Here is a 17,216-nt window from a genome sequence, read left to right as displayed (position 1 = left end):
TAAAACTTTTGTCGAAAAGAAGTTTTTTTTCTCAACTATTCTGCACTAGTTAATACACCATAAAGAATTGAAAGATAAAAAAACCTAGTCCCTCAGTATTTTTAGCGAGGAATTAGGCTTTTAATCTTCAGCAATTGCGCCCTTGTACGGAAGAACGCTCTATAATAGTTATGCTTAAAGGTATGGTAGAAAAACTCACTTAAATAAGGAAACTTTCTATTTATAGTTTTCTTACATTTATGTGTGTTTCCAATAAGTATTTGTTCCATTATTTTTTAGAATTGCATGATTCGGAACCTGTTTAATCAAAAGAAGAAGATTAAGGATATCAACGGATGATGCCATAGAGTTTAGAAGGATCAAAAATTTTAATGTCGGTGTTAACAGTCCAAATACACCTAATAGTAATGGCAAAATGATTGAAAGAATCATGAAAGGAGCAATTGTAATGAAGAGATATCTTGATTTAAAAATCTCCTCCTCCGTTATGACAAAACCCCCGAAAAGAGTAAGACCTACATATGTTTTTTCTGATTTAATAAAATTAGGAATGAAAATCAAATGGAGTAATTCGTGAAGGATTATTAGTAAGACTAGCCAAAAAATAATATCTAAGTTAATGGCTATTGATAATGAATTTGACGTCAGTCCAAAATCGCTCAAAGAAATAGAGGAAAAGATATTTATTATCCCAATAGAGATGATTGCAGCGACAATCATTAAAGGAATCGATAACAAAATAGCACTAATTAATTTCTTAGGTTCTTTCATTGGAACCCATCCACTTTTAATTAGGTCCAAATGTAAACGTGGGTTACTTTTTGGCAATTTGTTTAATATTTTCATTAAAATCCCCCGCTCATACCTCAATTCAAGAAAATTTGTAACAACCCTACCCTTAAAGTTTAATGAACACCCTTTACATTCACTTCTACATTTTAACATAAATATCCAATTTCCTAAAAGGTTTTATTCCAAAATCCAGCACTTTTGCATGGAGCCACGGGGACGGTTCTCATGGTTCTTTCTCCTGTTGAACGTTTCAATGATATCACTGCTCGCGACTACTACCATAACGAGGAAGCCTATTTACCAGATACCCGAAGAGATAAAAGCCATCAGAACCGTCCCCATGTTTTCTACACAAAAAGGGGTGCCCCTAAAAGTTATACTTTTGGGACACCCTCATATTTTTAGTTAGTTACTAGTTTGATATAATCTCCATGTACCCAACCAGTAGTTGATGAATTAGGCACAAACACTTGATACCACCCATTCTGTGTAACAGGCATTCCGTTTATCGTAACAAGATTTAAATAAGTACCGTTACTGACACTAGTAAGGATATTATTGCTAGAATCAGTTGAAGTACCCAGTAACCAATGAGAGTACCACCAGTACCTTCGCCATGATCTCAACATCTTTCGCCCTACACAAACGTTTGATTAAAAGTGCTGCGAACCCTTTTAAAAAACGAACTTTAGCCTCATTTCAAGAGTATTTCTTGTCGAGGAAAAGCTTTGCTTTCTTCTAGAATACCTCAAAGATAGCCAAAAAAAATGGCTTTCTACAATTAACGACGGGTCCTTTCATGATGACATGGTAATCAAACGTTTGTGTGAAAATGGAATAAATCCCGTTATTTAAAGCTTTCTCTCTTGATTTAGGTAAAATAATTGTCGGTAAATAGTGTAGATTTTATAGATTATCTTGCCAAATCCCCTGAAATGTACAGTTTCCCCTTAAAACTGCATAGTTTGGCAAATACCTTGTTTTTTTCCTTTTACACAATCGATTGATTAAATTGGGCTTAACTCCTTTAAAGACAAGCTTCTTAATCAATATTACAGAAAAAAGAGGTCGAAATCTGTTTCCACTATTTAAATAGATAACTCCAGTCCCTTTTCGGTATTATGACAGTCGAATCCTTTTACAATGTCAAAAGCCGCGGAGTAAATGTGAAGGAAAGAAGATATGAACAAACTAGAAATTATCTGGATGGTCCCTAGCACCTTTATTTTTAAATTTCCATTTCACTTAAAGTATACTTGATGGTCTGAGTCTTCCCCTCATTATGTAATGGTTGTAAAAGGAGTAAGTGCATTGAATGAGACAGGCAACGTTATTAAATCACATCTTGTTCTTAATAATTACTTCGGTTACGGTAATATTTTTTCGAGGTTTCGTGTTTTCAATAATGATGTCGGCTACATCATCGGGGTCCATAAAGTCCTTTATTCTTTCAGCTGATAAAATTCCATCCCAGAATGGAGATTTCATTCCGCCCATATAAGCACCTAACACCCTTATCCCTGTTTCTTTCAGTTCAAGAGCAAGACTCTCGGTGAATCCTCGTACACCAAATTTACTTGCACAATAAACTGTCTCGTTAACTTTCCCTTCAACTCCAGCAGTCGAAATAACGTTTACAACGATTCCTTGATTGTGCTTTTTCATGCTCGGCAGTACTTCTTGAGTACAGAATATCGTGCCCTTTAGATTAATATCAATCATATCATGCACAGCTTCTTCTACTAAATTTTCAGCCAAATCAAATACCCCAAGTCCGGCATTATTGATTAGAAGATCAATAGGTCCCGCTTCTTCTTTAATAGACTCCATCACATTTGCTACTGCATTTCTGGATGTCACGTCTACTTCGTAAATCGAATAGCTATTGGTTAATTGTTCAGCTATCCGTTCAAGTTTTGATACCGTTCTCCCCAGCAAACATACGTGGCATCCCATAACAGAATATTTCTTAGCCAAAGAAGCACCTAGTCCGCTTCCCGCACCTGTGATAACAACGACTTTTATATCCAATACTTATTTATCCTTTCTATTCTGTAACTTAAAACCTCCAAGACTGGAAGGAATTATCTGTGATAACAAGCACCCAACTGATAGAAGAGGAAGCGATATAACCGTCCCTCCGCATATGCTTCACCCTTGCTTACCTAGATACTGGATTGCTAGGGCGATGTAAAATTTAATAGATTCAAGGTATTTATGAACATCTACCCATTCATCAGGCTGGTGAGCTTGTTTAGGCTCTCCAGGTCCATAGATTAATATTGGAACATCCGGCAAGTGGCCTTTATAGATGGATCCATCAGTGTAATAATTAACTCCTCCCGGAACTAGGCTTTTCTGGTTATTGATGCCTTGAGCCGTCATTACCGCTAAATCGACAAAGGGATGGTTTGGAGGAGTATAGACACAGCCCATGTCATTGAGAATGTCTAGTTCAAACGATACGTTCATTATTTTAGATACCTTTTGTAAAAGTTCTTTAATATCTCCGATAATTTCTGAATGTGTTTGTCCCGGCACTGTCCGAATATCAATCGTTATGGTACATTTATCCGGAACTACATTCGTTCCAACTCCCCCATTGATCATACCAATATTCAATGTAGAACCGCCTAATATCTCGTGGTCATCATAACGGATAACATAGCTATTTAATTCATTTATAAAATGGTTCATCGCTAATATTGCATTGATTCCTTGTGAGGGCATCGAACCGTGGGCTGTTTTTCCATACATAGAAATTTTAAGCCACAATACTCCCTTGTGGGCAATCACGGGCTGATTCGAAGTAGGTTCACTAATGACCATCGCTGAGGCTTGATCAATCTGTCCTTTTTTGACCACCGTTTTGGCGCCTATACAATCTACTTCTTCCCCAACAGTTCCGACAAATTGAAGGGTGCCGTTCAATTTAATTCCTGCTTTTTGGACACATTCCATTGCTACAATCATGGCGGCTACACCACTTTTCATATCTGTTGAGCCCCGTCCATAAATCCGATCTCCAACTCGTCTCCCTTCAAATATCGGGTAGGTCCATTCTACATTCCCGACTGGGACGGTATCGAAATGACCGCTAAATATTAGCGTTTTCGAACGATCAGGTAATAATCCTTCATTAATATAAGAAACGATTAAATTTTCCCTATCTTTATCAACAAAATCAGACTGCATTAACAAATCAGAATTTGCTAAGCGCTGACTGATCCTATCAGCCAACGCTTTTTCCATACCCGGTGGATTGATGGTATTTACCTGAATTAAAGACTGTAAAAACTGTATGGCATCTTCTTCGTCAATATATTGAAATACACTTTGGATATCCATGATTAGCTACACTCCTGCTTCAAAAGAATAAGGCAGCCCTTTTCTGGCACCGGTTTGTGATACAGCACCAGCCCCAAGTTTAATCCCAGCCTGCAATATGGTCTTCTGCGACCAGTCTCGATTAATTCCATATAGGGCACCTACGGCAAAAGCATCACCCGCACCGGTTGAATCAATCGGTTCAACCTTTAAAGATGGAAGGAGAAGCTGATTGCAGCGGCTTCCTTCTGTAATAAAACTTGACAGTGCGCCCTCTCTTCCTAATTTAACAAATATTTGATTAATACCTAAATCGTGAAGCGACCGGATCGAATAATCAACATCATGATTTGGGAACAAATCATTTAATTCAGAGCGGTTTACAAATAATATATCTGTCTTTGAGAAAAATGGTCTTAAATGCTGTAAGCCCTTCTTAGTCAATAATGCACTTGGATCAAAAGAAATCTTAAGTCTGGGGGACTTTTCCTTCCATTGAAAGAGTGATGGAGCCATGTCCAGATGAGGACTGCTTAGGTGAAGCAAATCAATGCTTTCATAAAAATCCCTCGGAACTAAATTTGGCTCGAAATTTGTATTTGCTCCCGGGAAGGTATACATTGTTCGTAATCCTAAACGATTTACCAAAACCATTACAGTACCCGAAGTCCCCCCTGATACTTTTTGGATGTAGTCCAATTTAGCTTTTTCCAAGCTCTCTAATAAAAATGAAGTATACGAATCTTCACCAACGGCACCTAAAAAATAAACTTCCTCCCCCAAACGTGAGAGACCGACAGCAACATTTGCTGCCGATCCACCCGGGGTTATTTGCAGGTCCCTGCATTCCACTTCCTGATCCATTTCAGAAAACTGATCTACCAGTCCAATTAAATCCACGTTAATAAACCCATGCACCGCAACTTTTACCATTTTTAAGACATCCTATTCTACCGGAGTGAGTTTACTTGATCCATAAACTGTTTTACTCTTTCAGTATCCACTCTCTCCCACCAATTTCCGTTCTCCTTTAAGAAACTTCCGACAATGGCACCATCAGCGATAGACATAATCTTTTTGGCATTTTCGACAGTCATACCGCTTCCAATTATGACAGGCAAACTTGCAGATTCCTTAATTCCAATAAGCTCATCTAATGAAGTTTCGTCACCCGTTCTGTTTCCTGTAGCAATTAATATATCCGCATCAAAGAACTCATTGTCCCTTGTTTGCTCAGCTAAGCTGCGATCTGCAACGATGGAATGGCTTCCATGTTTCACGTGAACATCAGCCATGACTTTAATATCGTCACCGAAAAGATTTGCTTTATATCTCATGGCTTTGGCCGATGCCCCTTCGACGATCCCTTCATTAGCGACATAAGCGTTAACCCATTGGTTAGATCTAACCCATTTGGCTTTACATGCTTTGGCAATTGCAATAGCTGGAATAACCGCATTAGCTAAACAGTTCACACCCAGTGGCAGCTTTGAAGCTTTAGCAATTTCTACTCCTATAGCTGTCATTGCAGCTACTGTTTCAAAGCTAAAATCCTCAGGTTTTGGGAAGGGAATGTCCCATGCATTTTCTATTTGTAATCCATCAACTCCACCTTCCTCCAGTCGCCGAACATCCTCTAGTGCAAACTCAACGATTTCATCCATGCTTTCACCTTTGTAATGTGGAGCACCTGGAAGTGGTTTTAAATGAACCATTCCTATAATTGGTTTACGAACATTAAATAAATTCTCTAAAATAAATTTCTTTTCTGGAAATATACCGCCGCTCATTTTACCTACACACTCGCTTTCTTTCTCGCTTTAATTGAATTCAGCCAAACTGCTAACAAGATTACAACGCCTTTAATCATCAATTGATTGTAGGAAGATACATTTAATAAATTTAATCCGTTGTTCAGAATGGAAATAATCGCCACACCCATTAAAGTTCCAGTAATTTTCCCTTCACCGCCAAAAAGATTTGTTCCACCTAATACAACAGCAGCAATAGCGTCTAATTCTGAACCTGTACCTGCATTCGGTGATCCTGAAGAAAGACGAGAGGCAAGGACAATTCCAGCGATTGCTGTTATTGCTCCACCAAAAGCATAAACGCCTGTTTTAACCCATTTCACATTAATACCGCATAATCTAGCTGCTTCTTCATTGTCACCAATCGTATAGACATACCTTCCGAAACGAGTGTGCGACAATAAGATATGTCCAATGACGGCAACAATGATCATGATGATTATCGCCGTTGGAATCGGACCAAGATATCCTCGTCCTATTTGACGGAAAACAGCATCAGTAATAACTACCGGCGTACCTTCTGTATAAACAAAAGCAATACCGCTGAGAATAGTCGTCATCGCTAAAGTAACAATAAACGGAGGAATATTCTGTGTCGAAATAACTGTCCCCATAAAGAGGCCAATCATCCCGCCTATCAAAACAGTAATAAGAATAGCAAGGGGAATCGGAACACCAGCCACGATAAGTCCACTCACTACCACGCCACTGACAGCCAGCTGTGACCCCGCACTTAAATCGATTCCTCCCGTAATAATAATGAAGGTCATGGCTACGGCCATAATACATAAGACTGCGGATTGACGCATGACATTGAGTAGGTTATCAACTGTTAAAAAATCGGTAGTAATAATAGACATAATGATAAAGAGCAGAGCAAGTCCTATTGTTGTACTTCCCTTATCAAAAATGACATAAAGCTTTTGTTTCCAGTTTGTTGTTTGCTTATTTTGATTTATATTCAAATTGGTTGAAGTATTGTTAAGCACTTATTCCACCTCCAAAAGCTAATTTAAGAATATTATCAGAGGTAATCATGTCTTTGCTAAGTTCACCTGCAATAACGCCCTCTCTCATGACGATCGCTCGATCACTCATGCCAACGATCTCTGATAGTTCAGAAGAAATCATAATTATTCCGACACCTTGCTTGGCAAGGTGGCTAATTTGCGCAAAGATTTCCGCTTTTGCACCAACATCGACCCCGCGGCATGGCTCATCCAAGATAAGAATACGTGGTTCTTGGATCATCCAGCGGGCAATTATGGCTTTTTGCTGATTTCCTCCGCTTAACGTAGAAACTGTCTGTTCAATCGTTCTAGCCTTAATATTTAATTTTTGCTTATAATCTTCCGATACTTTCTTTTCGGCCTTTTTATTAACCAGAAGACTCTTCGTAAATTTCTTAAGATTTGGGAGAGATATATTATCCCTGACAGTTTGCTTTAGAACCAGCCCTGTTTCTTTTCGATTTTCTGTAACAAAACCAATACCCAGCTTGATTGCATCACTAGGGTTATTGATTTTGGTTAATTGGTTGTCAATTAAGATTTCTCCAGTATCCTTTTTTAACAAACCGAAAAGCGCTTGGGCGATTTCAGTCCTCCCTGCCCCTACTAGACCTGCAATTCCAAGAATTTCACCACTCCGTAGTTCAAAATTAATGTCTTTCAGCACTCCTGTTTTTGAAAGGTTTTGCACCTTCAATACAGTTTCACCAATAGGAACTTCAATTTTATTAAAATAATCATCCATCTTGCGATTTACCATTAATTCAACTAGTTGGTCCACATTTTGGACTTCACTCATCGGCAAGGTTTTAATATGGGTGCCATCTCTTAGAACGGTGACCGTATCACACACCCTGAAAATCTCATCCATTCTGTGAGATATATAGAGGATGCTGACACCTTTATTTTTAAGTTCAGTCACTAAAGAAAGTAAAATTTCTGTTTCTCTTTCTGATAAAGAAGATGTTGGTTCATCCATGATCAATATTTTAGCTTCCTGAGTAATAGCACGAGCAATTTCTATCATCTGTTTTTGAGCAATACTAATGTTTTTGGCCACATGTTTGGGGTCAAGATTAATTTGCAGTGATGCAAAGACTTCCTTTGCTTTTTCATTCATTTGCTTCCAATTAATCAGTCCCATTGAATTGACAGGCTGACTGCCAAGAAAGACGTTCTCGGCGACAGTCAGATAATTTGCCACATTTAATTCCTGATATATGCAATGAATCCCGATTTTCTTTGAGTTTTTCGGGTCCATATTCTCTATGCTTTTACCATTATAAAGAATTTCTCCACTCGTTTTTGAGTAAGCGCCTGTTAAAATTTTCATTAGGGTAGATTTACCTGCGCCATTTTCCCCTACAAGCGCATGAACACTTCCGGGATAAACGGTAAGAGATACACCTTTAAGTGCTTTTACACCAGAAAACTCTTTTGTAATATTTTTTAACTCAATTATTGGTGAGTTCACTTCATAACGCCCCCTCTCGTTTGGAGATAAACTCAAGGAGTAAAGGTCTCCCTGAGTTTTTTTATAAATTAATTGATATTTCAGTTATTTCTCGAAATGTTCATCTACATTTGCTTTATCCACTAGAATAACAGGAACACTAATGTTTTTATCTAATTTTTTGCCTTTAATTGCTTCTAGTGCAGCCTTAATAGACTCTTCACCGATTTTAATTGGCTGTTGCTGAATCATTGCGAGGATATACTCGCTGCGTATTCCTTCTGCTGCTTCCTTGGTTACGTCAAAACCAACAATTTTTGTCTGCTTGTTGTTTGCAGATTCAAGAGCGGCCAATGCACCTAGTACACTATTCTCTGCGGTAGCATAAATATAATCAACATTTGGATTGGCCTGAAGGATATTTTCAACTGTTGCCATCGATTTTTGACGATCGTAGCCTGGCTGGCTATTCAAAATTTTTACATTATCTATACCTTTTAACGCTTCTTTTAATCCGTTTAATCTTTGTTTTTGTACGAAAGATTGTTCATGGGTAACAACCGCAATTTGGACGTCCTTACCTTTTGTTTCAATATCCTTCTTTAAATACTCGCCTAGCTGCTTCCCGGCATCGTAGTTTTCAGTTCCGATGAATGTATCTACACTTTCACTTTCTACCACTGCATCTGCCGTAATAATAGGGATTCCTTTTTCCTTCGCCTCTTCAACTACAGGAACAACACCGGCATTATCAACTGCTAAAACAACTAAAGCATCTACACCTTTTTGCATATAATCTTCAATTGAAGACACTTGCTTTGCTAAGTCCAGGTTAGGGTCATTGACTAACAATTCTACTCCAGCGTCTTCTGCTGCCTTCTTCATTCCGTCATCAATATCAATAAAGAATTGATGACGGAGCGTAGCTGTTGTAACGCCAATTGTTAATTTTCCATCATCCTTTTTTTCAGACCCAGCTTTTTCCTGTGATCCACAGGCCGATAAAATAAGTAGCATAGCTGCAGCAATCAGTAAAAATGCTTTTTTCATAACTTTTTCCCTCCAAATTTTTTATAGTTTTTTAATCTATTGATTCTACACCACACCAAGAAATGATAAATTGAACATAAATCTCGATTAGTGATAGAAACTGGGAAACTGGGACTGATTCATCAATACAGTGACACTGCCTTGGATCTCCGCACCCAACAATGATCGTAGGAATGTTGGCAAACCCAGCAAGTAGACGGGCATCGCACCCTGCTGGCATCCCTTCGATTACAGCTTCTTTGTTCAATACTTCTCCTATCACTCTCTTCATCTCATGAACCAAAGGATGATTAATCGGCGTCTCAAATGGATAGCCTTCCTGATAAACACTTATTAGAGGAGGATGCTTCTCTAACCATTCATCCCCTTTGGCAACCCTTTCAATCGTCTCCAGAACTTCTCTGTTTACACGCTCTCTTGTTTGTTCATAGGTTTCGGATTGATTTGGCTGGTAATGAAGACAGGTTTTTAATGTACAAGAGCCTGGAACAACTGAACCCGCTATTCCGCCTTTTATCTCGCCTAGATTAATAGTAGGACCAGGCAAAAGCGGGTGTCTTTCTGTCATTAGCCAGCGGTGCTCCAAATCCTTAAGAGCATGGTAAATTTTTATGGCTTTATCAATGGCATTAACACCATTCCAAAGCTGGCTGGAATGAAGACTTTGACCTTCGACAACAATTTCATGGAATAAAAAGCCCATATGTGCAGGCTGAATGTTTAATTGGGTCGGTTCTCCGACAATCGCTGCATCTGCTGTATATCCACGTTCTACACATGCAAGGGTCCCATTCCCACCACCTTCTTCATCCACAACGGATTGGATGATGAGATCACCTTTTAATTGATAGCCCAAGGCTTTGATTGTTTGTGCAGCCATAACCATTGCAGCTAAAGAAGCTTTCATATCCGTTGATCCAAGTCCATACAGAACATCATCCTGAACTTGTCCAAGGAAAGGGTCATTAGACCATTTCTCCCGATCACCAAAAGGCATTGTATCGATATGACCGTTTAGAATTAAAGACTTCCCGCCGCCTGTTCCTTTTAATGTTCCAACAATATTGGGACGATCGCGATTATCATGGCCTAAGTTCGCACCAGGATATTTCTTAATTTTTTCATCATCCACCAAAAATTCATCAATTTCAAAACCAAGGTCAGATAGTTTCTGCTTAATGATTTCCTGTCCTGCTTTCTCTTTTCCGCCTAACACTCCGTGTCCAATGACTTGAGTATCTGTTTGTACCAATTTGGCCAAGAAATCAATATACTCGTCCTTGTTTTCCCAAACGATTTCCTCTACTCTCATGCCTATCACCAACTTCTTGATATTATTTTTTTATATGCTCTAAAATCCGAACCCATAAAGGCTGATAATGCTCCCACTCCATAAACTCTTTTGGCCCCCAATGCGGTGCACAATCGCTGGCAAAGCATGCCGTTTTCCCATTTCCATATTGACCAACTACAAGAAGTGGATCCTCTTCAATGTTTACTAGAACCTCGGCTCCATCCTTTGGTGTAAATTTGTTATATCCTAAGAAATTCGGCCAATTTTCCATTCCTTGTGTAATAACATGATCTTTGATTGTTTCAGCTCTTATTCCTTGAGGCATTTCTACGCGGTCATCTGTATCGAGCATTTCGACAGGAAGTACATCTGCAAGCACCGTATTCTTATAATTTGCCTTAGCTTCAATTCCCATAAAGGATAGGTAGCCGCCAATCATTAATAAGCCGCCGCCTAGCGCCACATATTCTTTGAGTAATTCTAATGCGTTCGGAATAATTTCCATCTGATAGAAAGTAGCATTTTGCAATAAGAACGTATTAGCACCAATATCACTTAAAACAATGGCATCATATTGTTGAAGGTCTTCCAGTTTCTTTGGGAAACGCACTTGAACCTCGTGAGCAGGCATATAATCAACCTCGATCTTTGCCTCTTTTAAACTATTAAGTAAATATGTAGCTCCTTCTTCATATTTAGTAGACGTAAAACTGTCATACCCCTTTACATGAACCATATGAACCATCCAAGATTCTCCAATAAACAATAACTTCATTTTAAATCCTCCTCTATTTTTTTTTATATTTTAAAATTGTTGCTGCTTTTACCCGCTTCAATCATGTTTAAACTTTTCACAAATGTTATCGCTTAAAGGGAAGCAGGCTTTAATTTCAAACGTTAATCAAAAAATCTTGAGCTTCTTTAATAAAGGCATTCACTTGTTTTAAGAATGGAATGGATTTTTGTGACCCCTCTTTCGTTACTGCTAAAGCAGCTGCAGCCGCAGCATATTTTAAACTATCCGCAACATCATTATTAAAATAAGCGCTTACAAAAGCACCGATAAACGTATCACCAGCAGCAGTAGTATCAACAGTTGGTACATCGAAGGCGGATGATCGGAAGACGGTGCCATTTTGATTCATATAAATGGCACCTTGCTTTCCTAGAGTTACAATTACTTCAGAAACTCCTTTCTCAATAAGCCTTAATGCAGATTGATACGCACTTTCTTGATCTTTTACTGGAATATTAGTCATCTCAGACGCTTCAATTTCATTTAAAATAAGTAAATCTATCATCGGAAAATATCTATCTTTTATTGTTAGAGCTGGCGCAGGATTAAAGACAGTTTTAATATTTAATTCAGAAGCTTTCTCTAAAATAAATGCATTTGTTTCCCAAGGTATTTCATTTTGCATAAGAATGGCATCGTATTGAATAAGCTCAACATCTAGAAGATCTTTTGGAATAAATATACCGTTAGCACCTTTATTCAAAACAATATTATTTTCTCCGCTATCATCAATTGTAATGATGGCTACACCTGTCATGGAACTTTTCCTTTTAACATGGCTTAAATTAATATGGTCATTTAAAAGCAGCCTAGAAATTTCATTGCCAAAAAAATCTTCCCCTAAAGCGCCAACCATCGTTACAGTTGCACCTGACCTTACAGCTGCAACTGCTTGGTTGGCTCCCTTACCTCCTGAAAAAAAGGATGTGTTTAATCCATGAATCGTTTCACCTGGTAAGGGATGTCTATTTACCCGAGTCACGATATCCATATTCATACTGCCAACTACCAAAATATTAGGCATTTTTTTCACCTCCTAGATTTTTCACAGAACCGAATTTCAAAAGTTCAACTCCTAATGTAACCTTCCTAGGAACCGAGTCGTTTTTTTCTCCTTGCTTTAATTTTTGAAGCAGCATTTCAGCTGCATGAATACCCATTTCATATGTCGGGCGTTTTATAACTGATATTCTTGGCTTTACAAAATCAGCGAGTGTATTTTCATCAAAACCAACAAGGGATATATCTGAACCTATCTCTAAATTTAAATCTCTTATTGCTTTGATAACGCCCTGACAAATCATATTGTTAGCTGCAAACACTGCGGTTGGTGGATTGCTTAAATTCATTAATTCTTTCATTGATTGATAACCATGATGTTCAAACCAATCCCCTTGCTTAAAATATTCAGGGACCAAATCAATTTCGAAATCTTTTAGCGCTTGTTGATAACCTCTGTACCTTTCGATTCCATCATTAAACGTTTGCGGACCAGAAATAATAGCAATTTGTTGATGTCCATTTTCAATTAAATACTTGGTGGATTCATATGCTCCCCTAAAATTGTCAATTACCACTCCATCAAGGCCACAACCTTCAATGTAACGATCCACTAGAATGACTGGTTTATTAATACTTTGATAAAATTCCGGATCATTATGAGCACCAATTAAGACAATTCCATCAACATTTCTTTTTAGAGAACTCATAAAAAAAGCAGCCTCTTCCTTCTCACTATCATTGGTTGAAAATACAACGGTATGATATCCCTCTCGACTAGCAACATCTACTGTCCCTTTTATAACTGCTGTATAAAAGGGATTTTCAAATACAGGAACAACAACTGCCAACATTTGTGTTTGTTTGGTAACCATGGATACTGCCATAGTGTTTGGCACGTAATTTAATTCCTTTACAACTTTTTGTACCTTTTTACGCGTTTTATCACTTACTCTATCGAGCCCATTTAGAACTCTTGAAACTGTTGCTACTGACACATTTGCTTGCTTCGCAACATCTTTAATTGTTATTTCATGAGACATTAGTATCCTCCATCAAAGGTAAATGTAAACGTTATTACTAATAATAAGTTGATGTATTTGTTTATTTTATGATTTATACTATAAATTTATAATAACGTTTACATTTTAAATAATTATAATTTTTAATACTTAATAAAAGTGTTTGTGCTAATACCTTTTTCATATCAGTAACTTTGATATTTGATTAGTAATGTAAACGTTTTTATAAAAAAAATACGATATTAACAGTATTTACTAAGCTATTAATATAAAATATAAGATAACGTTTACATTTTTTATTTTATAAAATAATTTTATTAATTACAACAAAAAAATTAAAAAAATCTGAATATTTTTTGTATTATAAGATTGTTATATTTTCGTCTGAGTAATCACCGATCAGCGGCAAGACCTAGCAAATCCAAATTTATATGAGTTTTTATGGTCAAACCGAAAAGAAAATTGTTGAGAACTGTATGATACAATTACAGACCATACCCCACCTATGTGCAATATTTGACTAGTTTTCACTTAAGAATACATCAGTCTATCTAGGTAAAATTAGTACAATTGTAGACTGGATATGACATGAATGGATTCAATCAAACGTTTGATTAGTTTGGGGATGAATCCAGCAGCAGCATGGATTTCATATCGTGATTAAGTGTGAGGATTGTCGAGGATATAACAAAAGTTGCAGCGAGGAGAATGATCTATATTTGGACCCAATTGCTCCAATTTCCCTTATAGCCACGTTTTTGAGCGTTAGTTGCTGCTCACTTGTTAACGAGCTAGTTTTTTTCCTCCTCATCTTTTAGACCAATTCCCAGTACCAATTGATGACAAGAAAAAAGGAACCAAAGCTTATAAACTTAGATTCCTTTCACAAAACGGAATTTATTTTGTCTACTTTTTGGATCGCAATGCACTGGCACCCGATTTTGTCCTCCACCTAGTCCCAAGTAATCAATTAAAAATCCCTCGGAGACCGTCTCCGTGGTCTCTCGACAAATAACTACTTAATTCTTCTCAACTAAACGTTTAATTAAAAGTGTCACAAACCCTTTTGAAAAACGAACTTTAGCCTCTTTTCAAGAGCATTTCTTGTCGAGGAAAAGCTTTGCTTTCTTCTAGAATACCTCAAAGATAGCCAAAAAAAATGGCCTTCTACAATTATCGACGGGTCCTTTCATGATGACATGGTAATCAAACGTTTGTGTGAAAATGGAATTAATCCCGTTATTTAAAGCTTTCTCTCTTGATTTAGGTAAAATAATTGTCGGTAAATAGATTAGATTTTATAGATAATCTTGCCAAATCCCCTGAAATGTACAGTTTCCCCTTAATACTGCATAGTTTGGCAAATACCTTGTTTTTTTCCTTTTACACAATCGATTGATTAAATTGGGCTTAACTCCTTTAAAGACAAGCTTCTTGATTAATATTATTGAAAAAAGAGGTCGAAATCTGTTTCCACTATTTAAATAGATAACTCCAGTCCCTTTTTGGTATTATGACCGTCGAATCCTTATACAATGTTAAAAGCCGCGGAGTAAACGTGAAGAAAAGAAGAAGTGAACAAACTGGAAATTCTCTGGATGATACCTGGCACCTTTATTTATCAATTCCATGTAACTTAAAGTATACTTGATAGTCTGAGTCTTCCCCTCATTATGTAATGGTTATAAAAGGAGTAAGTGCCTTGAATGAGAAAAAGACCATTATGATGGGAAGATTTTAGCTTCAGTAAGAAAATCTAATGATAGAAGGAAGAAGAGCTGGCTTTTCGATGCGGTATTAGCACACAATCTTTAAGTTACATAGAAAATGATAAGAGACCTGTAGCTGAAGTGGCACGAGAACTTGGATTACATCGGGATACAGTGAATCGTTGGGTAAACTCTTTTAAGGATAATGGTGAGCAGGGTCTTGTGAATCCACGCTCTATTTCGCAGCCTTCTCAGTCAAAAGACATAAAGCAAAACCGGGAGTTGGAGAAGAAATTAAAAGAAAAAGAGATGGAGATAGAAATCCCTAAAAAGTTCCAGGCCTTTCTCAAAGGGAACGAATAAGCAAGAAATTCGAAGCTATTTCTTATTTGAGAAAGTATTATCCAGTCAATCTTTTATGCCGTATACTCGGGGTTTCCTCAAGTGGTTATTTTGCTTTTCTTAAACGTCCTAAGCGCCAAGCATCTGGAGAATAACGCCAAGATTTAAAACAGATAAAAAGGATATATTTCCTTAACAAGGGTACGTATGGAGCCAAAAGAATATCACGATCTTTAAAAGCCTAAGGCATAATAATAAACCATAAAAAAGTAGCGCGACTCATGAATGAGGTCAATTTGAAAGCAAAGGTGAGGCAACCAAAAACTACTCATTAAACTAAGGAACAATCTGCAGGCTATGTCTATAAAAATCTGTTAGATCGTGATTTTGACGCCGTTCATCCCAATCAAATATGGGTAACGGATATGACTGAAGTTTTGATGGGGCAGGAAAAGTTGTATATTTTTGCGGTAATGGATTTATTTAACCGTGAAGTGATTGCCTTTGAAATGAGTTCAAGCCCTAATAAGGAATTGATAAAAGCCACCATCAAGGCAGCACAGAAAAAGCGGAAATTGGATACATTGGAGGGCGTTCTGATCCATAGCGACCAAGGAAGTGTTTACAGATCCCACATGTATCGCAATCTAAGTAAGGAGCTACACTTCATACCAAGTATGTCACGAAAGGCAAACTGTTGGGATAACGCTGTTATTGAAAGCTTTTTTCGCAGTTAAAAACGGAATTCCCTTGTTTTTATCCCAACTGCCCAATCGAGTCTTTTCAACAAAATCTAAAGAAATATATTCGCTATTACAACGAAAAACGAATCCAGCATAGAATGGGATTCGTTTCTCCTAAAATGTATTATTTTAATTACCAAAATGCTTCATAAACGTCGAATTTTCCAATGTCTATTTTTCGGGGGCTTGACCACAGGCACGGATATTATTTTTTCTTTTATTCCATCTTCTACAACAGTTTTAAAATTAATTTTTTCCATAACTTTATATTAAGAGTCTTTTCAAAATCGCTTAATATATCATAGGCAACCGTTGGAGTAAAACTTATATTTCCTTGAGCATACTTAATTATCTGCACCCTACTAGGATATCCAACTGATTTATAGGAAAGCTGCTTACGGCTATTTTCATTTTCAAAATGTAGAGTTATTTGAGAGTCTTGAATTTCCTTTGGAGTTAAATTCGCTAAATGGACCCCTTCTATTGAAGCTCTAATTTCCTGTAGCAATACAACACCCTTTAAGTGTTTACTTATTAGCGAACCAAGTTTTATGAATGCATTCTTCCAGCTTAAATATTCACCATTCTTATAATGTATAAACTCGTGTGCAAGCATATAATGGACTACATGTGGTTTTTGTGAGTAAATATTAATAAGTGTATCTGTGAGAGTAATTTTTTTTGAGTTTACTGTTGTTCCATTCATTAATGCACCTTCAACAATCCATAGCTCTAGATCATTAGGGCTTGAAGTTTGAACTTTTAATTGACTAAAAAAATTATACAAATTTGGGTGACTCATATTAGTAACCTTTTGACTTTTCCCCATTAATTAAATATCCTCTTCTCCTTTTAGCTTTTGTACGCA

At 37.2% G+C, this 17,216-nt stretch carries 18 protein-coding genes; 4 read left to right on the top strand and 14 right to left on the bottom strand.

Features of this window, described 5'->3' with window-relative positions; all coding sequences use genetic code 11:
• Positions 1 to 237: 237 nt before the first annotated feature.
• The 13 genes from TR08_RS13475 to TR08_RS13420 form a co-directional block, all read right to left on the bottom strand.
• A complete protein-coding gene (locus TR08_RS13475) occupies positions 238 to 846 on the bottom strand; it encodes a DUF3267 domain-containing protein (protein ID WP_045518876.1) in 609 nt (202 codons plus the stop codon).
• A 347-nt stretch (positions 847 to 1,193) separates the two neighbouring features.
• Positions 1,194 to 1,418, bottom strand: a complete 225-nt coding sequence (locus TR08_RS31960) for an SH3 domain-containing protein (protein ID WP_152597417.1) — start codon at positions 1,416 to 1,418, stop codon at positions 1,194 to 1,196.
• Between the two features lie 712 nt (positions 1,419 to 2,130).
• On the bottom strand, positions 2,131 to 2,823 hold the full coding sequence (locus TR08_RS13470) for an SDR family oxidoreductase (protein WP_052427455.1): 693 nt from the start codon (positions 2,821 to 2,823) through the stop codon (positions 2,131 to 2,133).
• Positions 2,824 to 2,943: 120 nt separating this feature from the next.
• The gene (locus TR08_RS13465; RefSeq protein ID WP_045518873.1) at positions 2,944 to 4,140 is read right to left on the bottom strand and encodes a M20 family metallopeptidase; all 1,197 of its coding nucleotides are present in this window, start codon (positions 4,138 to 4,140) and stop codon (positions 2,944 to 2,946) included.
• A gap of 6 nt (positions 4,141 to 4,146) precedes the next feature.
• Positions 4,147 to 5,052 (bottom strand): carbohydrate kinase family protein, encoded by a 906-nt coding sequence (locus TR08_RS13460; RefSeq protein WP_045518871.1) that lies wholly within the window; start codon positions 5,050 to 5,052, stop codon positions 4,147 to 4,149.
• A 17-nt stretch (positions 5,053 to 5,069) separates the two neighbouring features.
• A complete protein-coding gene (locus TR08_RS13455) occupies positions 5,070 to 5,909 on the bottom strand; it encodes a BtpA/SgcQ family protein (protein WP_045518865.1) in 840 nt (279 codons plus the stop codon).
• Between the two features lie 5 nt (positions 5,910 to 5,914).
• Positions 5,915 to 6,919 carry an ABC transporter permease gene (locus TR08_RS13450; RefSeq protein ID WP_152597416.1) on the bottom strand — a complete coding sequence of 335 codons (1,005 nt, stop codon included), beginning with the start codon at positions 6,917 to 6,919 and terminating at the stop codon, positions 5,915 to 5,917.
• Positions 6,912 to 8,414 carry a sugar ABC transporter ATP-binding protein gene (locus tag TR08_RS13445; protein ID WP_045518864.1) on the bottom strand — a complete coding sequence of 501 codons (1,503 nt, stop codon included), beginning with the start codon at positions 8,412 to 8,414 and terminating at the stop codon, positions 6,912 to 6,914. Before TR08_RS13445 ends, TR08_RS13450 begins: the two co-directional genes overlap by 8 nt.
• An 84-nt stretch (positions 8,415 to 8,498) precedes the next feature.
• Positions 8,499 to 9,443 (bottom strand): substrate-binding domain-containing protein, encoded by a 945-nt coding sequence (locus TR08_RS13440; RefSeq protein WP_045518862.1) that lies wholly within the window; start codon positions 9,441 to 9,443, stop codon positions 8,499 to 8,501.
• 31 nt (positions 9,444 to 9,474) lie between these two features.
• Entirely contained in the window at positions 9,475 to 10,755 is a 1,281-nt protein-coding gene (locus tag TR08_RS13435) for a M20 family metallopeptidase (protein WP_045518860.1), read from the bottom strand.
• 22 nt (positions 10,756 to 10,777) lie between these two features.
• Positions 10,778 to 11,512: a glutamine amidotransferase gene (locus TR08_RS13430; RefSeq protein WP_045518858.1), complete on the bottom strand. Its 735-nt coding sequence runs from the start codon at positions 11,510 to 11,512 to the stop codon at positions 10,778 to 10,780.
• Between the two features lie 115 nt (positions 11,513 to 11,627).
• On the bottom strand, positions 11,628 to 12,557 hold the full coding sequence (gene rbsK, locus TR08_RS13425) for a ribokinase (protein WP_045518857.1): 930 nt from the start codon (positions 12,555 to 12,557) through the stop codon (positions 11,628 to 11,630).
• Positions 12,550 to 13,575: a LacI family DNA-binding transcriptional regulator gene (locus tag TR08_RS13420; protein ID WP_045518856.1), complete on the bottom strand. Its 1,026-nt coding sequence runs from the start codon at positions 13,573 to 13,575 to the stop codon at positions 12,550 to 12,552. Before TR08_RS13420 ends, rbsK begins: the two co-directional genes overlap by 8 nt.
• A 1,757-nt stretch (positions 13,576 to 15,332) precedes the next feature.
• Between TR08_RS13420 and TR08_RS13415 the strand changes: the two genes are divergently transcribed.
• The 4 genes from TR08_RS13415 (at position 15,333) to TR08_RS33920 (ending at position 16,500) form a co-directional block, all read left to right on the top strand.
• Complete coding sequence (locus TR08_RS13415) at positions 15,333 to 15,626, top strand: helix-turn-helix domain-containing protein (RefSeq protein WP_045518855.1); 294 nt, start codon at positions 15,333 to 15,335, stop codon at positions 15,624 to 15,626.
• A gap of 227 nt (positions 15,627 to 15,853) precedes the next feature.
• Positions 15,854 to 15,940: a hypothetical protein gene (locus TR08_RS33925; protein WP_370576308.1), complete on the top strand. Its 87-nt coding sequence runs from the start codon at positions 15,854 to 15,856 to the stop codon at positions 15,938 to 15,940.
• A 36-nt stretch (positions 15,941 to 15,976) separates the two neighbouring features.
• Complete coding sequence (locus tag TR08_RS31955; RefSeq protein WP_274521011.1) at positions 15,977 to 16,342, top strand: DDE-type integrase/transposase/recombinase; 366 nt, start codon at positions 15,977 to 15,979, stop codon at positions 16,340 to 16,342.
• 35 nt (positions 16,343 to 16,377) lie between these two features.
• Positions 16,378 to 16,500: an IS3 family transposase gene (locus TR08_RS33920; protein ID WP_370576307.1), complete on the top strand. Its 123-nt coding sequence runs from the start codon at positions 16,378 to 16,380 to the stop codon at positions 16,498 to 16,500.
• A 77-nt stretch (positions 16,501 to 16,577) separates the two neighbouring features.
• On the opposite strand, the gene TR08_RS30305 is transcribed toward TR08_RS33920, so the two are convergent.
• The gene (locus TR08_RS30305; RefSeq protein WP_052427454.1) at positions 16,578 to 17,177 is read right to left on the bottom strand and encodes a hypothetical protein; all 600 of its coding nucleotides are present in this window, start codon (positions 17,175 to 17,177) and stop codon (positions 16,578 to 16,580) included.
• Between the last annotated feature and the right edge of the window lie 39 nt (positions 17,178 to 17,216).

This window comes from Neobacillus niacini, from assembly GCF_000759675.1.
Classification (GTDB): Bacteria; Bacillota; Bacilli; order Bacillales; family Cytobacillaceae; genus Neobacillus; species Neobacillus niacini_A.
Note: the sequence above shows the minus strand (reverse complement) of the source record. Positions and strands in the feature narration are given on the sequence as shown.

What these genes read in the sequence shown, in the direction of transcription:
- TR08_RS13475 (WP_045518876.1), bottom strand. Translation starts at nt 846, where the DNA reads ATGAAAATATTAAACAAATTGCCAAAAAGTAACCCACGTTTACATTTG.
- TR08_RS13465 (WP_045518873.1), bottom strand. Translation starts at nt 4,140, where the DNA reads ATGGATATCCAAAGTGTATTTCAATATATTGACGAAGAAGATGCCATA.
- TR08_RS13460 (WP_045518871.1), bottom strand. Translation starts at nt 5,052, where the DNA reads ATGGTAAAAGTTGCGGTGCATGGGTTTATTAACGTGGATTTAATTGGA.
- TR08_RS13455 (WP_045518865.1), bottom strand. Translation starts at nt 5,909, where the DNA reads ATGAGCGGCGGTATATTTCCAGAAAAGAAATTTATTTTAGAGAATTTA.
- TR08_RS13440 (WP_045518862.1), bottom strand. Translation starts at nt 9,443, where the DNA reads ATGAAAAAAGCATTTTTACTGATTGCTGCAGCTATGCTACTTATTTTA.
- TR08_RS13435 (WP_045518860.1), bottom strand. Translation starts at nt 10,755, where the DNA reads ATGAGAGTAGAGGAAATCGTTTGGGAAAACAAGGACGAGTATATTGAT.
- TR08_RS13430 (WP_045518858.1), bottom strand. Translation starts at nt 11,512, where the DNA reads ATGAAGTTATTGTTTATTGGAGAATCTTGGATGGTTCATATGGTTCAT.
- rbsK (WP_045518857.1), bottom strand. Translation starts at nt 12,557, where the DNA reads ATGCCTAATATTTTGGTAGTTGGCAGTATGAATATGGATATCGTGACT.
- TR08_RS13420 (WP_045518856.1), bottom strand. Translation starts at nt 13,575, where the DNA reads ATGTCTCATGAAATAACAATTAAAGATGTTGCGAAGCAAGCAAATGTG.
- TR08_RS30305 (WP_052427454.1), bottom strand. Translation starts at nt 17,177, where the DNA reads ATGGGGAAAAGTCAAAAGGTTACTAATATGAGTCACCCAAATTTGTAT.